The 21,586-nt window shown below is 73.1% G+C and carries 20 protein-coding genes; 12 read left to right on the forward strand and 8 right to left on the reverse strand.

The genetic code is table 11. The features are described 5' to 3' along the window. Positions 1-23: 23 nt before the first annotated feature. Complete coding sequence (locus tag ACTG9Q_RS08080) at positions 24-800, reverse strand: DNA-formamidopyrimidine glycosylase family protein (protein WP_455571990.1); 777 nt, start codon at positions 798-800, stop codon at positions 24-26. Then, positions 800-1,648, reverse strand: coding sequence for a ParA family protein (locus ACTG9Q_RS08085; RefSeq protein WP_455571991.1), 849 nt, complete (start codon positions 1,646-1,648; stop codon positions 800-802). The genes ACTG9Q_RS08080 and ACTG9Q_RS08085 overlap by 1 nt, the downstream gene beginning before the upstream one ends. Before the next feature lie 32 nt (positions 1,649-1,680). Here ACTG9Q_RS08085 and ACTG9Q_RS08090 point away from each other — a divergent pair, with 32 nt between their 5' ends. Next, positions 1,681-2,376: a class I SAM-dependent methyltransferase gene (locus ACTG9Q_RS08090; RefSeq protein WP_455571992.1), complete on the forward strand. Its 696-nt coding sequence runs from the start codon at positions 1,681-1,683 to the stop codon at positions 2,374-2,376. 210 nt (positions 2,377-2,586) lie between these two features. Beyond that, positions 2,587-3,858: a DNA polymerase IV gene (locus ACTG9Q_RS08095; RefSeq protein ID WP_455571993.1), complete on the forward strand. Its 1,272-nt coding sequence runs from the start codon at positions 2,587-2,589 to the stop codon at positions 3,856-3,858. Positions 3,859-3,866: 8 nt separating this feature from the next. Here the strand turns inward: ACTG9Q_RS08095 and ACTG9Q_RS08100 are convergent, their stop codons facing one another. Next, positions 3,867-4,382 (reverse strand): isochorismatase family protein, encoded by a 516-nt coding sequence (locus ACTG9Q_RS08100; protein ID WP_455571994.1) that lies wholly within the window; start codon positions 4,380-4,382, stop codon positions 3,867-3,869. 138 nt (positions 4,383-4,520) lie between these two features. On the opposite strand from ACTG9Q_RS08100, the gene ACTG9Q_RS08105 reads away from it, so the two are divergent. The 3 genes from ACTG9Q_RS08105 to ACTG9Q_RS08115 all read left to right on the forward strand — a co-directional run bounded on the left by ACTG9Q_RS08105 (position 4,521) and on the right by ACTG9Q_RS08115 (position 6,818). After that, a complete protein-coding gene (locus ACTG9Q_RS08105) occupies positions 4,521-5,468 on the forward strand; it encodes a hypothetical protein (protein ID WP_455571995.1) in 948 nt (315 codons plus the stop codon). Between the two features lie 181 nt (positions 5,469-5,649). After that, on the forward strand, positions 5,650-6,069 hold the full coding sequence (locus ACTG9Q_RS08110) for an ATP-binding protein (protein ID WP_455571996.1): 420 nt from the start codon (positions 5,650-5,652) through the stop codon (positions 6,067-6,069). After that, positions 6,066-6,818 carry a SigB/SigF/SigG family RNA polymerase sigma factor gene (locus tag ACTG9Q_RS08115; RefSeq protein WP_455571997.1) on the forward strand — a complete coding sequence of 251 codons (753 nt, stop codon included), beginning with the start codon at positions 6,066-6,068 and terminating at the stop codon, positions 6,816-6,818. Before ACTG9Q_RS08110 ends, ACTG9Q_RS08115 begins: the two co-directional genes overlap by 4 nt. A 196-nt stretch (positions 6,819-7,014) precedes the next feature. Here ACTG9Q_RS08115 and ACTG9Q_RS08120 read toward each other — a convergent pair whose 3' ends face one another. Then, the gene (locus ACTG9Q_RS08120) at positions 7,015-7,311 is read right to left on the reverse strand and encodes a WhiB family transcriptional regulator (protein WP_455571998.1); all 297 of its coding nucleotides are present in this window, start codon (positions 7,309-7,311) and stop codon (positions 7,015-7,017) included. 152 nt (positions 7,312-7,463) lie between these two features. On the opposite strand from ACTG9Q_RS08120, the gene ACTG9Q_RS08125 reads away from it, so the two are divergent. Both ACTG9Q_RS08125 and ACTG9Q_RS08130 read left to right on the forward strand, forming a co-directional pair. Next, positions 7,464-7,766, forward strand: coding sequence for an STAS domain-containing protein (locus tag ACTG9Q_RS08125; RefSeq protein WP_455571999.1), 303 nt, complete (start codon positions 7,464-7,466; stop codon positions 7,764-7,766). Between the two features lie 49 nt (positions 7,767-7,815). Beyond that, positions 7,816-8,259, forward strand: a complete 444-nt coding sequence (locus ACTG9Q_RS08130; protein ID WP_455572000.1) for an ATP-binding protein — start codon at positions 7,816-7,818, stop codon at positions 8,257-8,259. 64 nt (positions 8,260-8,323) lie between these two features. Here the strand turns inward: ACTG9Q_RS08130 and ACTG9Q_RS08135 are convergent, their stop codons facing one another. Next, positions 8,324-9,322, reverse strand: a complete 999-nt coding sequence (locus tag ACTG9Q_RS08135; protein ID WP_455572001.1) for a PHP domain-containing protein — start codon at positions 9,320-9,322, stop codon at positions 8,324-8,326. A gap of 73 nt (positions 9,323-9,395) precedes the next feature. Between ACTG9Q_RS08135 and ACTG9Q_RS08140 the strand changes: the two genes are divergently transcribed. After that, the gene (locus tag ACTG9Q_RS08140) at positions 9,396-11,363 is read left to right on the forward strand and encodes an acyl-CoA dehydrogenase family protein (protein ID WP_455572002.1); all 1,968 of its coding nucleotides are present in this window, start codon (positions 9,396-9,398) and stop codon (positions 11,361-11,363) included. 134 nt (positions 11,364-11,497) lie between these two features. Then, a complete protein-coding gene (locus ACTG9Q_RS08145) occupies positions 11,498-11,896 on the forward strand; it encodes a DUF3040 domain-containing protein (protein ID WP_455572003.1) in 399 nt (132 codons plus the stop codon). 138 nt (positions 11,897-12,034) lie between these two features. Here ACTG9Q_RS08145 and ACTG9Q_RS08150 read toward each other — a convergent pair whose 3' ends face one another. Genes ACTG9Q_RS08150 through ACTG9Q_RS08160 form a run of 3 tightly spaced genes read right to left on the reverse strand, consistent with a single transcriptional unit; the run spans position 12,035 to position 16,845 of the window. Next, positions 12,035-14,473 carry a transglutaminase TgpA family protein gene (locus tag ACTG9Q_RS08150; protein WP_455572004.1) on the reverse strand — a complete coding sequence of 813 codons (2,439 nt, stop codon included), beginning with the start codon at positions 14,471-14,473 and terminating at the stop codon, positions 12,035-12,037. Continuing rightward, positions 14,470-15,732 carry a DUF58 domain-containing protein gene (locus tag ACTG9Q_RS08155; protein ID WP_455572005.1) on the reverse strand — a complete coding sequence of 421 codons (1,263 nt, stop codon included), beginning with the start codon at positions 15,730-15,732 and terminating at the stop codon, positions 14,470-14,472. Before ACTG9Q_RS08155 ends, ACTG9Q_RS08150 begins: the two co-directional genes overlap by 4 nt. A gap of 12 nt (positions 15,733-15,744) precedes the next feature. Continuing rightward, complete coding sequence (locus ACTG9Q_RS08160; RefSeq protein WP_455572006.1) at positions 15,745-16,845, reverse strand: AAA family ATPase; 1,101 nt, start codon at positions 16,843-16,845, stop codon at positions 15,745-15,747. 615 nt (positions 16,846-17,460) lie between these two features. On the opposite strand from ACTG9Q_RS08160, the gene mraZ reads away from it, so the two are divergent. The 3 genes from mraZ to ACTG9Q_RS08175 all read left to right on the forward strand — a co-directional run bounded on the left by mraZ (position 17,461) and on the right by ACTG9Q_RS08175 (position 20,713). Further along, positions 17,461-17,892 (forward strand): division/cell wall cluster transcriptional repressor MraZ, encoded by a 432-nt coding sequence (mraZ, locus tag ACTG9Q_RS08165; RefSeq protein WP_455572007.1) that lies wholly within the window; start codon positions 17,461-17,463, stop codon positions 17,890-17,892. A 152-nt stretch (positions 17,893-18,044) separates the two neighbouring features. Beyond that, positions 18,045-18,998, forward strand: a complete 954-nt coding sequence (gene rsmH, locus ACTG9Q_RS08170; protein WP_455572042.1) for a 16S rRNA (cytosine(1402)-N(4))-methyltransferase RsmH — start codon at positions 18,045-18,047, stop codon at positions 18,996-18,998. A 740-nt stretch (positions 18,999-19,738) separates the two neighbouring features. Continuing rightward, on the forward strand, positions 19,739-20,713 hold the full coding sequence (locus tag ACTG9Q_RS08175; protein WP_455572008.1) for a hypothetical protein: 975 nt from the start codon (positions 19,739-19,741) through the stop codon (positions 20,711-20,713). Positions 20,714-21,586: the final 873 nt, after the last annotated feature.

Raw genomic sequence — 21,586 nt, forward strand, 5'->3', positions numbered from 1 at the left:
GTGCTCCACATCTGGAACACGGCCTAAGCCTCGGGCTTTGGTCCTGACTGGCAGGCCGGGCAGTAGTAGGACACCCGTTCCGCCTGGTCCGCGCGCCGGATCGGCCCGCCGCAGCGCAGGCAGGGGTAACGGGTCCGGTTGTACACCCAGGTGGGCCGACGCGGGTCGCCTGTCGTGCACCGCGTGACGCGCAAGCGGTTGCGGTAGATCAGGTCCCGGCCGACCTCCACGACGCGGGCGGTGTCCACCTCCGAGACCGGCGTCCACGGCGTCACGCCGAGCACCGCGCACACCTCGGACTTGTACACGTTGCCCAGCCCGGCCATGACGCGCTGGTCCAGCAGCGCCTCGCCGAGCGCGCGCCCCGGTTCGGCGCCCAGCCGCCGGGCCGCCTGCTCGGCCAGGTCGGGACCCCACCGCGGGTCGAGCAGGTCCGGGCCCAGGTGTCCGACCAGCGTGTCCTCCTGGCCGGTGGGCACCAGCGCCATCTCGTGCAGCGAGAAGCCCACCGCCTGGGTCGTCGCCGTCGCCAGGATCGCGCGGACCTGGTGCGCCGGGCGCCGCCACCGGCCGCCGACCTGCCACGCGCCGTCCATGCCCAGGTGGCTGCGCAGGCTCAGGTCCCGGTCGAAGCGCACGAACAGGTGTTTGCCCACCGGCCGCACCCCGACCACGACCCGGCCCGCGAGATCCACTGTGGACAGCCGGGGGTGGCGCAGTTCGCCGCGGACCAGGCGCTGGCCATCCAGCGCCGCGGTCAGGGCCGCGGCGGCGCGGAAGACGGTGTCACCCTCGGGCATCAGACCTCGGCTGCCTCGGCGTCGTCGTCATCCGGCCAGTCGATGGCCTGGTGCCTGCCCCGGCGGCCGCTGCGCAGCACCCGCGCCAGCAGCAGGTTGAACGCCAGCGCCACCTCCCGCGCGCCGGGGGTGTGCCACTGGTGGATCGGCATGCACGCGCCCTGGGCCTGCTGCACGGCCAGCCGGTCGGGCAGGGCGACCGGCATCACCAGCGAGCCGAAGCTCTCCCGCAGCTCGGCTATGCGGAACTGGTGCTCGTAGGAGTGCGAGCGCACCTTGTTCACCACGACCCCCAGCGTGACCAGGTTCAGGTTGTGCTCCTCGCGGGTGTCCGAGACCGCCTCGAAGGCCCGCTGCGCGCCGGAGACCGCGTACACCGTGGGCTCGGTCACCAGCAGCGCGCCCTGCGCGGCGACCAGCGCCGAGCGGGTCAGCCTGCCCAGCGACGGCGGGCAGTCCATCAGCACCAGCTGGTAGGGCAGCTCGTCCTCGGTGAGCATCGTCTTCAGCTCCGAGAGGGCCCGGCCCAGCTTCTCCAGCCTGCGCGGGCCGGGGTCCGGGTCGTTGAGCGACTCGACGTCCTCGGAGCCGACCAGGACGTCGACCTCGTCACTCCAGGCGCTGGGGGCGATGGCCTTCCTGATCACCGCCGGGTGCGGGGTCTCCAGCACGTCGGCCAGGGTGGACTCGGTCTCGGCGGGGTCCAGCGTCGTCGTGGCGTTGCACTGCGGGTCCAGGTCGACCACCAGGGTGCGGGCCCCGCGGCGCAGCGCGGCCGAGGCCAGCCCGAGCACCACCGTGGTCTTGCCGACGCCGCCCTTGAGGCTGAGCACTGCCACCGTCTGCACGCTGCCACCTTAAGGTCTCTACGCTTCGATTCATGCGCCCCGATCCTGTTCGCCGCGTGCTGGACGCCGAGCTGACCGCCGCCCGGGAGCGCCGGGGCGGGCAGCCGCCGCGGCTGCTCGACGTCGGGGGCGGCAGTGGCGTCCTCGCCGTCCCCCTGGCCGCCGCGGGCGCCGAGGTGACCGTCGTCGAGCCCAGCCCCAACGCCCTGGCCACCCTGCACCGCAGGGCCGAGGACGCCGGGGTGCGGGTGACCGCTGTCCAGGGTGACAGCGATGCCCTTGACCAGCTGGTCGAGCCCGGCTTCGACCTGGTGCTGGCCCACGGCCTGCTGGAGGTCGTGGACGACCCCAAGGTCACGATGAGCGCCCTGGCCGCCGCGGTCGCCCCGGGCGGCGCGGTCTCGGTGGTCGTGGCGAACCGCTTCGCCGCGGTCATCCAGCGCGCGGTGTCGGGCAAGCTGGCCGAGGCGCGCAAGCTCCTGGCGGGCCCGATGGAGGGCGAATCCCGCCGGTTCGACACGGTGGGCCTGCGCGCGCTGCTGGACGACGCGGGCCTGACCGTGCACGTCATGCAGGGCCTGGGCGTGCTGGCGGACCTGGTGCCGGGGTCGGTGCTGGAGAACAGCCCCGGCGCGGTCGACGCCCTCGCCGAGCTGGAGGCAGCGGCGGCGACGATGGCTCCGCTGCGGGACATCGCCACCCGGCTGCACGCGGTGGCCCGCCGCTGAGCTGATCGACCGCTGAGGTGATTGGCCGTTGAGGTGGCCGGCCGCTGAGCTGATTGGCCGCCGAGCTGATTGGCCGCTGAGATGGCGGACCGCTGAGGTGAGTGGCCCTGGGGTGATCGGCCCTGGGTGATTGGAAGGTCCTGACCTGGTCTGCCGGAGCCGGTCGGCCGGGTGGGGCGGTTGTCGGTCGGCTGTGGTTGTCTGGCGGGCATGGGGCGCAGCGGGGAGTTGCCGCGGGGGTTGGTGGAGCGGTACCGCGCTCGTGACGGTGTCTGGCCCGATGACACCGGCTGCCCGATCCTGCACGTGGACATGGACGCCTTCTACGCCTCGGTGGAGATCCGGGAGCGGCCGGAGCTGGCGCCGCGGCCGGTCGTGGTGGGCGGGGTGGGGGTCCGGGGGGTGGTGTCCTCGGCGAACTACCTGGCGCGGGAGTACGGGGTGCGCTCGGCGATGCCCACCGGGCAGGCGCGGCGGCTGTGCCCGCAGGCGGTGTTCCTGCCGCCGACCTTCGAGCTCTACCAGCAGGTCTCGGCCGGGGTGCTCGCGATCTTCCGCGACATCACGCCGCTGGTGGAGCCGCTGAGCCTGGACGAGGCGTTCCTGGACGTCGCGGGGGCCCTGCGGCGGATGCGGGCGACGCCCGCGCAGATCGGGGAGCGGATCAGGGCCCGGGTGCGGGCCGAGTACGGGATCGACTGCTCGGTGGGGGTGGGGCCGACGAAGTTCACCGCGAAGCTGGCCTCCGGGCTGGCCAAGCCCGACGGCATGCTGGTCGTGCCGCGCGGGGAGATCACCGAGTTCCTGTATCCGCTGCCCGTCTCGGCGCTGTGGGGCGTGGGGAAGGCCACCGCCGACCGGCTGGCGGCGATCGGGCTCGAGCGGGTCGCCGACGTGGCGGCCACGTCCCTGCCGCGCCTGCGCCGCGCGGTCGGGGCCGCCGTGGCCGAGCACCTGTACGCCCTGGCCCGCGGGCATGACGGGCGCGGGGTGGTCCCGGAGACGGCGGAGAAGTCCATCGGGGCGGAGGAGACCTTCGAGGTCGACCACCACGACCGCGTCCTGCTCGCCCGCGAGCTGCTGCGCCTCTGCGAGCGCACGGCCGCCACCCTGCGCGCCCGCGGCCTCGCCGGGCGCACGGTGTCGATCAAGGTGCGCTACGCCGACTTCACCACCATCAGCCGCTCGCGCACCGTCCCGGTGGCCACCGACGTCACCCAGGAGATCTACCGCACCGCCGTGCGCCTGCTCACCGAGCACGCCCCGCCGGGCGCGGTCCGCCTGATCGGGGTGCGGATGGAGCAGCTCGGACCGGCGGGCCGCGACCAGCTCGCCATCGACACGCCGGACCACGGGTGGCGCGAGGCGGACCAGGCCGCGGACAAGGCGCGCCTGAAGTTCGGCAAGGCCGCGGTCCGGCCCGCCGCGCTGCTGGGGGAGCGGCCCGAGCGCGCGGGCGCCACGGAGCCCAAACCGGAGTAGGGCGTGCCTCAGTCGCGCCGGAAGACGATCTCGGCGTGGCCCTGCACCGCGACCCCGGCCGCGGCCAGGTCGGTCTCGACGCCCAGGGAGATGGTGGCCGCGTCGGCCTCGCCGTCGTAGGTGGCGTGCGCGCCGCTGGCCAGGACGACCTGGTGGCCCCGGCGCAGCGCGGACAGGGCGGTGGCGCGCACGCAGTACTCGCTCTGCATCCCGGCGATGATCAGCCGCGTGCCCGGGGGCACGACGTCGGCCATCTGGGTGCCCGTGAACGCGTCGCTGTCGTTCTTGTCGATGATCGGCTCGCCGCCGATCACGTCGTGGATCAGCTCCCAGCCGGGGGTGCCGGTCTCGTCGGGGTCGCCGGTGCCGCCGTTGTTGCGCACGTGCACCACCGGCACCCCGGCGATCCGGGCGCGGGTCAGCAGTTCGGCCACCGCGGTCTCCACAGCCTCGGCGTCGGGCACCGGGGTGGGCGGCCGGACCATGTTTCGTTGTACGTCAACGAGTACGAGCACGTCGGCCATATCCGCGACGCTAGCACGGCTGTTCGAGCGCGGACACTTGAAGATCATCCAAGACCCGGTACCGGTTCCGGCAGATGTCATCCGCGCGTCGATCCCCTCCGGTAGTCAGACATCACCGACTTCCGGAAAGGACCGTCGATGCCCACTCCCCGCCGAGCCGCCGCTCTGCTGGCCGCCCTGACCGCCACGACGACCGTTGCCCTGGGCGCCCCCGCCGCCGCGGTGACCGACCTGGAACTGGCCACGCGCTGGGCGCCCATCCACTACCAGGACACCGACTCCAGCGACTACGACGCCGACTACGTCACCGCCGTCGACTACGACGGAGAGTGGGACACGCTGAACAACTGGGAGCACCAGGACGACAACCCCGGCAGGCTCACCGGCGCCGCCTACTACTCGGTGGTCGAGACCTCGACGCACTGGTTCATCGGCTACTCCTTCTACCACCCGCGCGACTGGGAAGATTTCCCTGACCCGTTTCGCCAGTTCACGCACGAGAACGACCTGGAGGGCATGGTCCTGACCGTGCGCCGTGACGGCTCGTCGCACGGGCGGCTGGAGGCGATGGTCACCGTCGCCCACAGCGACTTCTACTCCTACGTGCCCGCGGGCAGCCCGTACACCGCGGGCCGGGAGAACGTCGACGGCACGCTGATCACCCAGTCCTACGGCGGCTTCGCCCGCCCGACCACCCGCCAGGAGGCCAAGGGCCACGGCCTCTACGCCTGGAACGGCGCGGCGTTCCCCGGCGGCGACGGCGTCGTCTACTACCCGTCGGGGACGAGCGAGGTGCCCTCCGGGGGCAGCGACAGCTCGGTCGGCTACCGCCTGGTCAGCGTGTTCGACGCGAATGGCATGTGGGCCCGGCGGCACAGTGCGACCACGTTCGCAGGCTATGGCACCTTCCGCGGCGACAACGGCAAGGCCAACTCCGCCAACGCGCCGTGGGGTTGGGACGACGGCAACGACGGCTCCGACATCCCGCGCGGGACGCTGGCCACCGATCCCGCCTACCTGGTCGCCCAGTACTTCGCGGGGGAGGGCGCCTTCAGCCTCGCCTACACCCGGAACAACTTTCGCTGATTGAGGGGTTTGAACCCGGTAAGTCCTGGGTACTGACCTGGCGGACTTCGCCGCCGTGGGGCGGGGTGGAGAATGGCGTCCAAACTTGGACAGCGAATCCCACCCCGCTCCACACTTACGTCTGGCGGGGGGTAGCCAGAGAAGCGGAGGAAGCAGGGTGTCAGAGGTGGAAACCGAGACGGTGACCAGAGCTACTCGGGTCAAGGCCGTGGACGTGCAGGTGGGAGCGGACGCCGACCAGGTGCCACTGGTCCGCTCGTTCGCCGCCGACATAGCGATGCGACTGGACTTCGACCTCGACGCGATCGAGGACCTGCGCATGGCGGTTGACGAGGCGTGCTCGCTGCTGGTCCGGGCCGCGGCGCCCGAGAGCCGCCTGCACTGCGTCTTCGAGCCGGAGCCGCAGGCCCTGCGCGTGCGCGTGCAGGTCAACGCCGTGGACTCCAGGCCCCCATCGATGGACCCGCTGGCCTGGCAGATCCTGACCGCCCTCGCCGAGTCCGTCACCGAGCTCGTCGAGCCGGTGGCCGCCGTGGACGTGGCCGTGCACCGGATCACCGTGGAACTGGTGGCCCGGCCAACCCTTGCGGACCACCCGTGAGCGACAACACAGACATCGACCCGAGGTTCGCCGAACTGGCCACCCTCCCGGTGGGCGATCCCAGACGTGCCGTCCTGCGCTCGGAGGCCGTCGCGGCCTACCTGGACCTGGCCCACAACCTCGCCCGCAAGTTCGACCGCCGCGGCGAGGCCCTCGAGGACCTCGTGCAGGTCGCCACCATCGGGCTGATCAAGGCGATCGACCGCTTCGACGTCACCCGGGGCAACTTCTACGCCTTCGCCGTCCCCACGATCATGGGTGAGCTCCGCCGCCACTTCCGCGACACCGCCTGGGCCGTCCGCGTCCCGAGGCAGCTCAAGGAACTCCACGTGACGGTCGCCTCCGCCAGCGCGGAACTCAGCCAGGCACTTGGCAGGGCGCCCAAGCCCTCAGAACTCGCCGACCACCTCGGCCTGGACCGCGAACAGGTCTACGAGGCCCTGGTCGCGGGCGCCGGGAAGCAGGGCACGTCCCTCGACGCCCGGCTCGCCGAGCCGACGGGGGACCGCTTCGGCTACGAGGACGAGCAGTTCGACGAGGTCGACAACCGCCGGGCCCTGGCTCCGCTCCTGGAAGCCCTGCCCGAGCGCGAGCGCCGCATCCTCGTCCTCAGGTTCTTCAGAGGCATGAGCCAGTCGGACATCGCCCGAAGAGTCGGCGTTTCCCAGATGCAGGTGTCCCGGCTCCTGGCGAAGACCCTGCGCCAGCTCAAGGCAGGGTTGGGTGAGGACTCGACCCTCGCGGGCTGACACAGGTCCTCGCGGACAGTCCTCAGGAGCGGCGAGCGGCGGATCGGTCAGCGGGCGCCTCATGACCAAGGCGCGGTCCAGCCGACCGGTGAGAGATGCAGACCAGTGAGAAATCCGATACGTCAGAGCGGACGAAGCGGCGCCCCGCCGCTTCCCCGGCGTCCCTTCCCCAGCGACAGTCCCGTCTCCCGCGGCGTCACGACGCCTTGAGCGCCCGGCGCCGCTGAGCGATCAGCGTCCGGCGCTCGCCTTCCCCCATCGCACCCCAGATCCCGTACGGCTCCTGCACGGCCAGCGCGTGCTCCCGGCACTGCTCCAGCACCGGGCACACCCGGCAGATGGCCTTGGCCCGCTCTTCGCGCGCGGAGCGAGCGGGTCCGCGCTCCGCGTCCGGGTGGAAGAACATCATCGCGTCGGACCCGCGGCACAGGCCCTGCAACTGCCAGGTCCAGGACTCGGCGACCGGCTTCGGCAGACGGGTGATCTCGGCCATGGCAATCCCTCCCTCGGGTGCCCGCCGCTCGGCGGGGTCGACTCCCATTTACCCGGCGCGGTTGGGGGTGAAACGGTGTTGTCGTAACCCGTGATGGGTGCGGGGTGATTAGGGTGTTGCGGGCAGGCACTACGGCTGAGGAAGGACGTGGCGTGGAAACCAAGACCGAGGGCGCCGACCCGATCGTCATTTCGGTGTCCGGTGAGGTGGACCTGGCCACCGCCGCAGACTTGGAGCGCGCCCTGAGCGACGCGCTGACCGGCTCGAACGCCGCGACGATCGAGGTCGACCTGGCCCAAGTGGAGTTCATGGACTCCGCCGGGCTGCGGGTGCTGGTGGCCGCGCGCAAGCAGGCCGAGGACGCCGGTCGCACTCTGAAACTGCGCTCCCCGCACGACCGGGTCCGGCGGATCATCGAGATCACCGGCCTCTCCGGTGTGTTCGGACTCACGTAGTGCCGCCCGCGGTGGTTCGCCGTCCGTCGGACGGGGTATGTCTCCGCGCATGAAGACAGGGGCTGCGAGGGGGAACGCGGACGCGGACGGGAAGCAGTCCCGGACCGCGCTCCTGCGGTTGCGGCCGCAGCCCGGAGCCGCCGCTTCCGCCCGCTACTTCACCGCCGCGATCCTGGAGTCCTGGTGCGTGGACGAGGAGACCGTGCAGGACGTGTTGCTGGCCGTTTCCGAACTGGTCAGCAACGCGGTGGAGCACGGCGCGGGCGAGGTGGTGCTGGAGCTGGAGCTGGTCAGCCAGGTGGACCGGTGCCTGCGGGTCCAGGTCAGCGACCAGGGCCTGGGTGCCAACCCGGTGCTGGTGCCGCTCTCGCCGAACACACCGCGCAGTCGCGGCCTGGCGATCGTGGCCGCCGTCAGCACCGCGTGGGGACACCGCGGCGGCGACGGCGGGCTGGCGGTGTGGGCGGAGTTCGCTCTACGGGACGCCTGCTGACACCGACAGGCCCATGGCCGCCGAGTCTGCCGCTCAGCCCGGGGTTGTTGTCCCGGAACACCGCCTAAAACGCCGCGAGCAGCTCGTCGGCCGTCCGGGTGTTGATGATCCGCTCCGGCTCGACCCCGCACTCCTCGGCCCGCTCGCAGCCGTAGGGCTGCCAGTGCAGCTGGCCGGGGGCGTGCGCGTCGCTGTCGATGGCGAAGACGCAGCCCATCTCCACGGCCTGGCGCAGCAGGCGCAGGGGTGGGTCGCGGCGCTCCGGGCGGGAGTTGATCTCCACGGCGACGCCGTGCTCGGCACAGGCGCCGAAGACCTCCTCCGGGTCGAACTCCGACTCCGGCCTGCCGCGGCCGGTGACGAGCCTGCCCGTGCAGTGGCCCAGGACGTCGACCAGCGGGTTGGACACCGCGGCCACCATGCGCCTGGTCATCTCCCCGCGCGGCATCCGCAGGTTCGAGTGCACGCTGGCGACCACGACGTCGAGCGCCTCAAGCAGCTCAGGGCGCTGGTCGAGGGCGCCGTCATCGAGGATGTCGACCTCGATGCCGGTCAGGACGCGGAACGGGGCCAGCTCGGCGTTCAGCTCGGCGACGACGTCGAGCTGGCGGAGCAGGCGGTCGGCGCTGAGCCCGCGGGCGACCTTGAGCCGGGGGGAGTGGTCGGTCAGCGCCATCCACTCGTGGCCCAGCTTGACCGCCGCCTCGGCCATCTCCCGGATCGGGCTGCCGCCGTCGGACCAGTCGGAGTGGGTGTGGCAATCCCCACGCAGGGCCTCGCGCAGGGCACTGCCGCCGGTCACCGCGCCGCCCGCGCTCGCCAGCAGCTCGGTCAGGTAGACGGGCTCACCGCCCGCCACCGCCTCGCTGATCACCTTCGCCGTGGAGTTGCCGATGCCGGGCAGCGACGTGAGCGTCCCTGCCTTGGCGCGCGTGCGCACCTCATCGCGCGGCAGGTCGGCGATGACCTGCGCGGCGCGGCGGAACGCGCGCACCTTCTGCGTGGGACCGCCCGACCGTTCCAGGAACAGCGCGATCTGCTTGAGCGCCGAGACGGGATCCATGCCGACAACCCAACCGCAGGACGGGACCTCGCGCCAGCGAGCACTCCGCCGGGGGCGGCACTAGCGTCGGGCCATGGACATCCCGGACACCCCGGCCGTGCCCGCCGCCGCGCTCACCGCCCTGCTCGACGGCCGGTGGGCCGGTGTGCGCGCCGCCACCCGGGCGGACATGGCGAAGCGCGGGCTGCCCGACACCGCCGACCTCACCACCGAGGACTACCGCGCGGTCGTCTTCGCCGAGCTGCGCGCGCTCGCCGAGACCGGCTACCCGCGCATCGGCTTCCCCGCCGCGTACGGCGGGGGCGGCGACCCCGGGGGCGCGCTCACCGCCTTCGAGATGCTCGGCTTCGGCGACCTGTCGGTCATGGTCAAGGCGGGCGTGCAGTGGGGCCTGTTCGGCGGCGCGGTCGAGGCGCTGGGCACCGAGCGCCACCACGACGCGTACCTGCGCGGCCTGATGGACCTGGACCTGCCCGGCTGCTACGCCATGACCGAGACCGGGCACGGCTCCGACGTCCAGCGCCTGCGCACCACGGCGACCTTCGACGGCGACGGCTTCATCGTGCACACCCCCGACGACGCCGCCCGCAAGGAGTACATCGGCAACGCCGCGCGCGACGGCCGCGTCGCCGCGGTCTTCGCCCAGCTCGTCGTCGGCGGGGTCGGCCACGGCGTGCACGCGCTGCTGGTCCCGATCCGCGACGCCGACGGCGCCCCGGCGCCTGGCGTGCGGATCGAGGATTGCGGGCCCAAGGCCGGGCTCAACGGCGTGGACAACGGCAGGCTGTGGTTCGACAACGTCCGCGTGCCCCGCGACGCCCTGCTCGACCGCCACGGCGCCGTCGACGCCGACGGGACTTACCACAGCCCCATCCACGGCGACGGCAAACGCTTCTTCACGATGCTCGGCACCCTCATCCGCGGCCGGATCAGCGTGGCGGGCGCGGCGGGCAGCGCGGCCAAGAAGGCGCTGGCCATCGCCATCCGCTACGGCCTGGTGCGCCGCCAGTTCGAGCACCCGGACACCGGCGAGGAGGTCGTCGTCCTCGACTACCTCGCCCACCAGCGCAAGCTGCTGCCCGCCCTGGCCACCACCTACGCCCTGCACTTCGCGCAGGAGGAGATGGTCTCCGCCCTGCACGACCTGCCGGAGGACGCCGACCGCCGCGAACTCGAGTCGCGCGCGGCGGGCCTGAAGGCGGTCAGCACCTGGCACACCACCCGGACCGCGCAGACCTGCCGGGAAGCCTGCGGCGGCGCGGGCTACCTGATGGAGAACCAGCTGCCCCGGCTGAAGGCCGACACCGACGTGTTCACGACCTTCGAGGGCGACAACACCGTGCTGCTGCAGCTGGTCGCCAAGGGCCTGCTCACCGGGTACCAACAGCACATCGGCGAGCGGGGCGTGGCCAGGGTGATCGCCGACCAGTTCGTCGCGACCGTGATCGAGCGCACGGCCGCGCGCTCGCTCATCGAGCGGCTGGTCAACGCGGTGACCCCGCGCGACGAGGAGACCGACCTGCTCAACCGGGGCTGGCACCTGAGGGTGTTCGAGGACCGGGAGAAGCACGTCCTGGACACCCTGGCCCGCAGGCTGCGCCGGGCGGCCGACCCCGCCGCCGACGCCTTCGAGGTGTTCAACAGCGCCCAGGACCACGTGCTGCGGGCCGCTCGGGCCCACGTCGACCGGGTCGTCCTGGAGGCGTTCGTCGCCGCCATCGACCGCGACCCCTCGCCGCTGCTGAACCGGGTGTGCGACCTCTACGTGCTCTCGAACATCGAGGCCGACCTGGACTGGTTCCTCGGGCACGGCCGGTTCACCACCGCCAAGGCCAAGGCCGTGACCGGCGCGGTCAACGCGCTGTGCCGCCATCTGCGCCCGCACGCGGCGACACTCGTCGACGCGTTCGCCATCCCGGACTCCCTGCTCGGGGCGCCCATCGCCCTGGGTGCTGAGAGTGACCGACAGGACACGCAACGTACTGCGGGGATGACCGATTCCCATCGGAAGGAGGAGTCCGGCAAAGCTGTCGCACGGTGAGGGCGGATCGGGTAGTCGCGGCGTGGAATGCGCCGTATCCTGGAGTACGACACCCCCAGTGCGGGGTGCCCGCCGGGTCCGGCGGCAACCCGTGATCGCCCGGCGCCCGCGACCGCAGTGCCGGAGGAGGAACGATGCCACTCTCCGAGCACGAGCAGCGACTGCTCGACCAGATCGAGCGCGCGCTCTACGCAGAGGACCCGAAGTTCGCCTCCACCGTCCGAGGAGCACGTCTACGCAAGCCGTCCCGACGGCGGAAACTGCAGGGCATCGTCCTGCTGGTGGTAGGTGCTGTCCTGCTCGTGACCGGTGTGATGCTGCCGAAACTTGCCGGTGTCCCCGTGGTGAGCCTGCTCGGCTTCCTGATCATGTTCGGCGGCGCCCTGCTCGCCTGGACGTCCTTCCGCAGCGGCGACGCCGTCGCGGCTGACGGCGAGGGCGAGACCTCGGGCGCCGCGCCACCCCGCAAGAGCAGCGGCTTCTCCCAACGCATGGAGGAGCGGTTCCGCAAGCGTTTCGACGAGGAGCGCTAGAACCCACAGCGACGCCGGTTCGCCCGAGAGGGCTGAACCGGCGTCGTCGTCTGCCCGATGGGTGGCTGGTTGCCGGTGGTCAGCTGGAAAGGCTGGACCGGCGGCTGTCTGTCCATGAGTGGCCGGTTGTGCCGGTAACTAGTTGTCAGTGCCGCCTGCGCCGCGCCGTCGGAGGACTGAGCGCGGCAGCACCCTGGCCTTGAACGCCAGCGGCGACGTGCGGCGCAGGCCCCGGACCACCTCGTCGAAGGCGGGGCGCAGGTTCGGGTCGGCCTCGGTGCGCCCGGCGTACCAGGAGCGCTCGACCGAGTCGACCACCGTGCGCAGGGCCTGCTTGCCCGGCTCGTCGAGGCTGTGGTCCTTCGCCATGCGGCGGGCCGCCAGCCGGACGGTGTCGGACTCGGGCACGGGCACCCCGCGGTCCAGGGACTCGGCCAGCAGCTCCCGCCAGGCCGTGGTGGCCGGGTCGTGGCGGCCCGCGACGCCGGGCAGGAGCGTGTGGCGGTGGCTGCGGCGGCGCCACTCCCGCACCGCGGCCGGGACCGCGGCCAGCGCCAGGACCAGCCAGAGCGCCGAGAGCCACCACGACACGGCGCCGAGCAGGAAGAAGCCCGCGGCGATCCCGGCCGCGGCGGCGACCCCGAGCAGCAGGCTCCGCCGCCGCCCGCCCACGCCCGCCGCGGTCGCCAGCACACCGAGGCCGAGGCCGACCCACACCGGCCACGGCACCGACATGCCCTGGTCGTCCTGGTCCGCGCCCGCGGCGGGGTCCTGCTCGTCGGTCAGCTCGTCCTGCGGCGCGCCGGACGGGTCGTCCTGGCCGGAGGGGACCTCTTCCTCCGTGACCCCGGCCGAGGGGTCGGTGCTGGTGGAGTCGTCGACGTAGGGCGGCTGGTAGCCGCGCCCGTCCGAGAGTGGGGTCGGGTCGAAGGTCACCCAGCCCTCGCCGGGGAAGAAGACCTCGACCCACGCGTGCGCGTCCTGGGTGGTGATCGAGCGGTAGTCGCCGGACTGGAAGCCCGCGGTGTAGCCGATCGCGACCCGGGCGGGCAGACCCGCGGCGCGGGCCAGGATGCCCATGGCGGAGGCGAACTGCTCGCAGTAGCCGATCTTGGCGCCGAACAGGAAGTCCCTGAGCGCCTCGACGCCGCTCGCGCCGCTGGTCTGGGTCCGGTACTGGAAGCCGTTGGCGCTGGCGAAGTACTCCTGGATGGCCAGCGCCTTGTCGAAGACGGTCGGCTTGTCCTCGGTGAGGCTGATCGCCAGGTCGACCACCTGCGGGTCGATGCCGTCGTTGATCAGGTAGATCGGGTCCAGCTCGCCGTAGTCGGTGCCGGTGGTGCGCAGCTCGTCGGCGCTGGGCTGGCTGAGGTCGGCTTCCTCGACGTACTTGGGCAGCTTGCGCTGGTTGCGCGAGTAGATCATGCCCCCGCTGGGGTCGTAGAACATCCCGGCGGGCAGGTCGCGGACCCGGCGCGGCACGCCGTACACCGGGGCCCAGAGGTCCTCGGAGTTGACCGGCTCGATCTCGATGGGGGTGATGAGGCCGCCGCCGTCGTCGCCGGGACCCAGCGGCAGGTCGCCGCTGGCCGCGACGTTGTCCGGCAGCGCCTCGGCGGGCTGCCAGCCGCCCGCGCCGTCGTAGCGGGGGAGGGTGAGGGCGCGCAGGTAGCGGCCGTCGGTGCCGAGGCCGCGGACGCGGAACAGCTCGACGTTGGCGCCCTGGCTCAGCATCCCGCGCAGCGCGGTGAACGGCTTGAGCGCCAGCCCGCCCGCGCCGCCGCCGCCGGACCCGCCGCCGGGCAGGCTGCCCACGGTGCCGACCGCGGTGGCCGTCGCGCCGACGACCAGTCCGACGATGAGCGCCCCGGAGACCAGCGCCGACGGCGACCCCATGCCGCGGCCCGTGCCGGGCATGACCGGCCGGTTGCGCCAGACGTGGTGGCGGTGCGCGCCGTCGACGGCCAGCAGCGCGGCGAACGCCGAGGCGCCGAGGACGAAGGACCACCACGGCAGCATCTCCTCGGCCAGGGAGGCCGGGACGGCGTAGACGCAGAGCAGGACCAGGCCGCAGGCAGCGGGCGTGCCCGCCGCGACGGCGAGGGTGTCGACGAGGACGGCGACCAGGCCGATGGCGATGACCACCAGGCACAGGACGGGGGTGGTCGGCGGGACCGGCGGGACGCCGACCCGGACCGCCTCGACCGAGGACTCGAGGACTCTGCCCAGGTCGCCGATGGCGGTCGGGCCGGGGAGCAGGCCGAGGACGCCGCTGTTGGTGAACAGGGCCACCAGCAGGCAGAACAGGGCGAACATCTGCGCGAGGGCGACGAGGATGGTCGGGGTGCGCAGGGCCCGCAGACCGAGCCCGGTGGCGGTGACGACCATCACGGCGATGCCCGCGTACCCGAGCCACCGCATCCCGTCGATGACCCCGGCCAGCGCGGTGGACGCGCAGAGCGCGGTGAGGGCGGCGACGACCGGCGTGACCGTCACCGACCACTGCGCCTGGGTGGCGTGCTGGTCGCCCGCCGGGCTCGGGGCGGCGGGCGGGCGCCGCGTCTGCCGGACGCTCATCTGCCCACTCCCATGCTCATGCCGTCGGTGCGCTTGCTGCCGGTGCGGCAGAGGTCGGACCAGATCTGGGTCATGGGGACCTCCGGCCTGGCGGTGACCACGCCCCAGCCCGCGCCGGTCAGCAGGGCCGCGGCGCCCTGGGGGTCGCTTTCGCTGTCGCCGGGGCCCCAGGCGGCGACGTCGAGCAGCACGGCGAGGCTGCGGGCGCCGCGCGTGCGGTGGCGGATCAGGTGCGACAGCGACGCCGCGGTGGCGGAGCCGACGATGGCGATGAGCTCCTGGCCGTGGCCGGGGTCGGCCGGGCAGGCGATCTCGCGCTGGTGCACCGGCTGCAGCGCGGCCAGGGCGTCGAGGACGAGGCCGTCGTTGTGGCTGCCGTCACCGGGATCGGTGACCACGATGCCGCCGGTCTCGGTGACGAGCCGGATCTGGTGGCCGTGGCGGTGCAGCTGCACGCAGACGCTCGCCGCCATCGACACCGCCCACTCCAGGCTGGAGCCCGCGCCCGAGCCGCGGTGGCCGACGACGCGGCGGTCGAGCAGCACCGTCGTGCCGCCGCGCCACGGGCTCTCCTCGACGCGCACCATCATCTCGTCGCGCTTGGCCGTCGAGCGCCAGTGGACCTTCCGCAGGTCGTCGCCCTGGCGGTACGGCCGCACGACCGCGTCGTCCTCGCCCTTGCCCGCGTTGAGGCGGACCGAGCCGTCGTCGCCGGAGCCGAGGCCGGAGCCGCCGGGGACCCCGCGCAGCGGCACCACCCTGGGCACCACGACCAGCCGGGACGAGCCCGCGAGGTCGCGCTCGAACTCCGCGAGGCCGAACGGGTCGGTGACGGTGGCCTTGAGCGGGCCGATCTGCTGGATGCCGCGCAGCATCGGCTGCAGGCCGTACCTCAGCTGGGTGCCGCCGTGGCGGGGCAGGTGTTCCACCACGAACCGGGGCTTGCCGCCGAGCGCGTACGGCACGTCGTCGGAGACCAGCAGGCCGCCGGTCGGGAGCCTGCCGCTGCTGTGCAGGTGCAGGGTCACCTCCGCGCGCCCGCCGACCTGCACCCGGGCGGGCGCGATGTGGCGCTGCGCGCGCAGGCCGACCCTGGACAGCGCGGTCACCCCGCTCACCAGCAGCGGCAGCGCCACGATGAACGCCGCGACCCGCAGCAGGTCGCGCTCGTTGAGCACCAGCGAGCACAGCCCGGCCGCCAGCCCCGCGGCGAGCAGGCAGCGCCCGCGCGTGGTCAGCCCCGACAGCGCACCCCGCATCGGTGTCCCTTCCTAGCGGCCGTGCGCGGCGGACCAGGGCGCGCTGCCCCGGTCCGGTGCGGGCTGTGGCACCGGCACGCGCTGGAGCAGGCCCCGGATCAGCTCGGCGGGGGAGCGGCGGGCCGCCTGCGCCTCCGGGGTGAGCACCAGGCGGTGGGCCAGCACCGGGATGGCGATGGCGTGGATGTCGTCGGGAACCACGTAGTCGCGCCCGGACAGCGCGGCCTGGGCGCGCGCGGCGCGGACCAGGTGCAGCGTCGAGCGGGGCGAGGCGCCGAGGCGGATCTCGGAGAGCCTGCGGGTGGCGCTGACCAGCTCGACGGCGTAGCGGCGCACCTCGTGCGACATCTGCACGCCGCGCACCGTCTCGATCAGCGAGCGGACCTGGTCGCCGTCGGAGACCGAGCCCAGCGTGCGCATCACGTCCTGGCCCGCGTGCTCGTCGACCATGGCCAGCTCGGCCTGCGGGTCCGGGTAGCCGATGGACACCCGCGCGGTGAACCGGTCGCGCTGGGCCTCCGGGAGGGCGTAGGTGCCCTCCATCTCGATCGGGTTCTGGGTGGCGATCACCATGAACGGCTCTTGCAGCGTGTAGGTCGTGCCGTCCGCGGTGACCTGGTGCTCCTCCATGCACTCCAGGAGCGCCGACTGCGTCTTGGGGGAGGCGCGGTTGATCTCGTCGCCGACGACGATGTTGGCGAACACCGGGCCGGGCCGGAACTCGAACTCGTTGGTCTGCCGGTTGAAGATCGACACCCCGGTGACGTCGCTCGGCAGCAGGTCCGGGGTGAACTGGATGCGGCTGACCGAGCAGTCGATCGAGCGCGCCAGCGCCTTGGCCAGCGACGTCTTGCCGACCCCGGGCACGTCCTCGACCAGCAGGTGGCCCTCGGCGAGCAGGGTGACCAGCGCGAGCCGCACGACCTCGGGCTTGCCGACCAGGACCCGCTCGACGTTGGCGGCGATGCGCTGGGCGGTGCTGTGCAGGTCGAGCAGCGCGGGCCGGTGCCCGTCGGAGTTGGCCGCGTACGGGGAGGCCGTCCCCTCGCGCCCGGCGCCCGGCCCCGCGTAGGGATGGCCCGGCAGGGCGGTGGGCGGGGTACTAGACGTCACTCGACCTCCTGATGCTGTCCGGCGGTTCTTCCGGCTCCGCCGACGCCACTGCGGCTGCGGTCCGGGGGTACGCCCGGGGCCGCGTCAGCCTGTCATGAAGTGTGTCAAACCGGGGCGAAGTACCCGACGGCCTCGGCGGGGCTGTGGACAACGTCCTCAACTGGTCAATTGTCAGCTTTGCCTCGGCCTTTTGCCTGCCCATTCGTAGCCATTGCCTATCACGATGGGTGGGTCGGTGTGCAAGTTGCATCGGTCGCCGTTTGACTACTCTCCGCTATTGGTGGGGTTCGTCCGTTTTGTGCCTGATCAGTCGGCTCCCCGTCGTTCCCCACCATTCCCCACTTGAGAGCGCGAACAGGCTCTCAACGGCCGCTGAGAGAGCTTTTCGGCCACTAATGGCCGATTGTGGCCGCATTTGGGTAACCCTGGGCGGTCATGACCCACTTCGTCCCCCACTTCGCGCCCTCTGCCTCTAGCTGCGAAAACGCGCCGGTTGACGAAGCGGAACCCCCGTGATTCGCGTTGACTGTGGTGAAAAGTGGGGTAGTGTGGCCCGCAGTGGGGCAGCAGGGGTCCCCACTGCCGATCCAACAGGTCGGTGGGGAGGTGGGTGTCATGTTCCTTGGCACGCACACCCCGAAGCTGGATGACAAGGGGCGGCTGACGCTGCCCGCCAAGTACCGGGACGCGCTTGCGGGTGGGCTGATGGTCACTAAGGGTCAGGATCACTGCCTCTATGTGTTTCCACGCGCGGAGTTCGAGGAGATGGCGCGCAAGGTCGCCGCGGCCCCGCTGACCAACGAGGCGGTCCGGGCGTACCAGCGCTACCTGTTCGCGGGCACCGACGAGCAGCGCCCGGATGGCCAAGGTCGCATTCCCATCGCCGCGGAGCTTCGGCGCTACGCCGGGCTGTCGAAGGAGTGCGTGGTCATCGGCGCGATCACCAGGCTGGAAATCTGGGACGCCCAGTCCTGGGCGACCTACCTGGAGGACCACGAGGAGAGCTACGCCCAGGCTCGGGAGGAGGTCCTGCCCGGCGTGTTCTGAAGCGTGCCGAACACGACGGAGGTCGGGTGCCGTTTGGCCTCGGTCCGCTCGCTTTCGGCCCTGGCGCACCTTCCCCGGCGCCAGGTCCGACGAGCGGGCGGGGACCTGGCGGCATCCGACAGGGACCTGGTCTGGAGGAGAGGGGTGTGGCGATGACGGAGCCGCGGCATGTGCCCGTCCTGCTCGACCGCATCCTCGAGCTGTTCGCGCCCGCGGTGGCCGACCGCCCCGCTGTGCTGGTGGACGCCACCCTCGGCCTCGGCGGGCATTCCGAGGCGCTGCTGACCGCCTTCCCCACGCTGACCCTCGTCGGGCTGGACCGCGACCGGGACGCGCTGAAGCTCGCGGGCGAGCGGCTCGCGCCGTTCGGCTCGCGGGTCCACTTGGTCCACACCGTCTACGACGGACTGCCGGAGGCACTGTCCGGACTGGGACTGTCGCGGGTGGACGGTGTGCTGTTCGACCTCGGTGTCTCCTCGATGCAGCTGGACGTCGCCGACCGCGGCTTCGCGTACTCCAAGGACTCGCCGCTGGACATGCGCATGGACCAGTCGAGCGGCCAGACCGCGGCCGACGTGCTGAACACCTACAGCCACGGCGACCTCGCGCGCGTCCTGCGGGTTTACGGCGAGGAGCGCTTCGCCCCGCGCATCGCCGCCGCGGTGATCGCCGCGCGCGCGACCGAGCCGTTCACCACCAGCGGCAGGCTCGTGGAGCTGATCTACACCGTGGTGCCCGCGCCCGCCCGGCGCACCGGCGGGCACCCGGCGAAGCGGACGTTCCAGGCGCTGCGCATCGAGGTCAACACCGAGCTGGACGTCCTGCGCAGGGCGGTCCCCGCCGCGCTGTCGGCCCTGCGGGTGGGCGGGCGCATCGTCGTGGAGTCCTACCAGTCGCTGGAGGACCGCATCGTCAAGCAGGCCCTGGCCGAGCTGGCGAAGTCGACCACCCCCCCGGGGCTGCCGGTGGAGCTGCCCGACCACGCCCCCCGCATCCGCCTCCTCACCCGTGGCGCCGAACAGGCCGACCCCGAGGAGACCGCCACCAACCCCCGCGCCCAATCCGTCCGCCTCCGCGCCGCGGAACGCATCCGGGAGGACACATGAGCGCCCCCGCCCGCCGCTCCCGCGACACGGGCGAGGACGCGCCACGCGGCAAGGCCGAACTCGCGGCCGAGCGCCGCGCCGCCGGGGCTGACGCCACCGCCCCCGAACCCCGCAACCGCCGCGGCCGCCGCTCCGACGACGAGCGCGCCGCCACCCGCTCCCGCCGCCGCACCGGTACCACGGCCCGCCGCCCCACCCCGGACACGGACGACGACCTGCCCCGCACCCGCTCGCGCCGGGACGAGCCCGCGGACGTCCACACCGACCCGGGCACCCAGGACCGACGCCCGCGCCGCGGGACGGGGAGCGCTGATGGCGCTTCCGCGGAGCCAAGGACTCCCACGCGGCGCTCGCGTGATGCGGCGGGGGCCGGGAGCGCGGGTGCCGGTCCGGTGGAGCCGGGGGCTTCCGCGCGGCGCTCGCGTGGCGCGGCGGGGTCCGGCGGTGCCGGTTTCGCGGAGCCCGGGACATCGTCGCGACGCACGCGTCGTGGGGCGGGGTCCAGGGGTGCTGACGGTGGTTCTGCCGAGCCCGGGACGTCGGCGGGGCGTTCGCGTCGTGGGGCGAGGTCCGGGAGCGCGGGTGCTGGTTCTGCGGAGCCCGGGACTCCCGTGGGGCGTTCGCGTCGCGGGGTGGGATTCGGGAGTGCGGGTGCCGGTTCGGTGGAGCCTGGGGCATCCGCGCGGCGTTCGCGTCGTGGCGCCGGGTCTGAAGGCGATGCCCCCGAGGCGAGGACGTCGGTGCGGCGCTCCCGGCGAGCGGCCGGGGATGAGCCGAGCACCGCGGTCCGCCGCTCCCAGCGGGCGGCCCGTGACATCGACGCGGGTGAGCCGAGCACCCCGATCCGCCGTTCCCAGCGGGGGACGGGGGCCGACGCCGGTGAGCCGAGGACACCGGTGCGGCGTTCCCAGCGCGGCACCGCGGAGACGGGCGAGCCGACCACGCCGGTGCGGCGTTCCCAGCGCGCGGCCGAGGAAGTCGAGCCCGCCGAGACCGGTACCGGCGGCAAACTCCGGCGCGCACGTGATCGCCGGGGGGACGCGGGCAGGCGGCCGCGGTCGGGTGCCGGTGGCCGGGTGGAGGCCCCGGCGCGGCCGGAGCGCGGTGATCGACCCGGCCGGTTCGGGCGCGCGCGCAGGGCGGTGGCCGAACGGGCCCAGGCGCGGCGGTCCCAGCCGGAGCGCCGCGCGGGTGAGCAGCGGGCCGACGCGAGCGGCGGGGAGGCGAGCGCCGGGCGCGCGTCGTTCGTCGTGGCGATCATCGCCCTTCTGGTGGTCGGGGTGGCGGCGACGCTGTGGCTGTCGACCCAGGCGATCGCCGACTCGTACCGGTTGGAGGCCGCGAAGGAGGAAGCTGCCCGCCTCGCCGAGCAGGCCGCCGTCCTGCAGCGCGAGGTCGCCCGGCTGGAGTCCGCGCCCGAGCTGGCGCGCCGGGCGAGGGAGCTGGGCATGGTGCCCGCGGGTGACTCGGCCTGGCTGAAGGTCAACCCGGACGGCACGGTGACCGTCGTCGGCGAGCCGACTCCGGTGCCCACCCCCACAGCCGACCCGGCAGACCAGCCCGACTCGACGGGACAGTCCGACCAGGGCGCCGCACAGCCGTCGGACTCGGACCAGAACGCCCCGGATCAAAACGCCTTAGATCAAAACGCAGAGCAGGGAGCCGCTGATCAAGGCGGCGATCGACCGAACGGCGAAGGAGGTGGCGGGCAGTGATCAGGGAGCGATCTCCGCGCGTCACCACCGCGCGGCGGGTGGCAGCGGTTGCTGGTGGGGGACGGCTCAACAGGGGGCGATGAGGGATGGCTGGGCAGTACGAGCCGGAGGACGGTCGGGGAGTCCCGAACTCCGGCAGCGGGCGACCGCCCGCGGGTGGCGCGCGCGGCGGTGACCCTTCCCCTCGGGCAGAGGATGCGGGCACGCCCGCCAACAGCGCGGACGGCCCATGGCGGCGAGGCCAGGACAAGCCCACCGACCAGCGCCGAACCAGCCGTCAGGGCTCGGGCGGGCACGGCCCTGATGGGCATGGAAGTTCGGCTGAGGGGCGTGGGGTGGCCGGGCGCGGTGCTGGTTCCGGCGGGATGTCGCGTGGTGGCTCCGATGGGCGCGAGGGCTCGCGCGGCTTGGACGGGCGTGGTGGAGGCTCTGCCGGGTTGTCGCGCGGTGGCTCCGGGGGACGTGGGGGGGCGGCGGGCGTGAGTGGCTCGGTTGGACGTGGTGGTGGTCCCGCTGGGTCGTCGCGCGATGGCTCTGCGGGGCGTGGAAGTTCGGCGGGCGTGGGTGGAGTGGACGGAAGTGGTGGTTCTGTGGGGTCTTCGCGTGGCGGTTCCGACGGGCGTAGTGGTTCCGACGGGCGTGGGGGTTCCGACGGGCGTGGGGGTTCCGACGGGCGTGGGGGTTCGGCTGGGCGTGGGGGTTCGGCTGGGGGGCGTGGGGTGGATGGGCGTGCTGGCGGTTCCGGTGGGGTGTGGCGTGGTGGTTCGGAGGGGCGGTTGGGTTCGGGTGGAGTGGGGGGCGGCGTGGGGCGGCGTGGTGGTGGTTCCGGTGGGGGTGTGCGGGGCGGGGGTGGGCGGCCTACCGGGTCCGCGG

Source organism: Actinokineospora lacus (genome assembly GCF_053813445.1).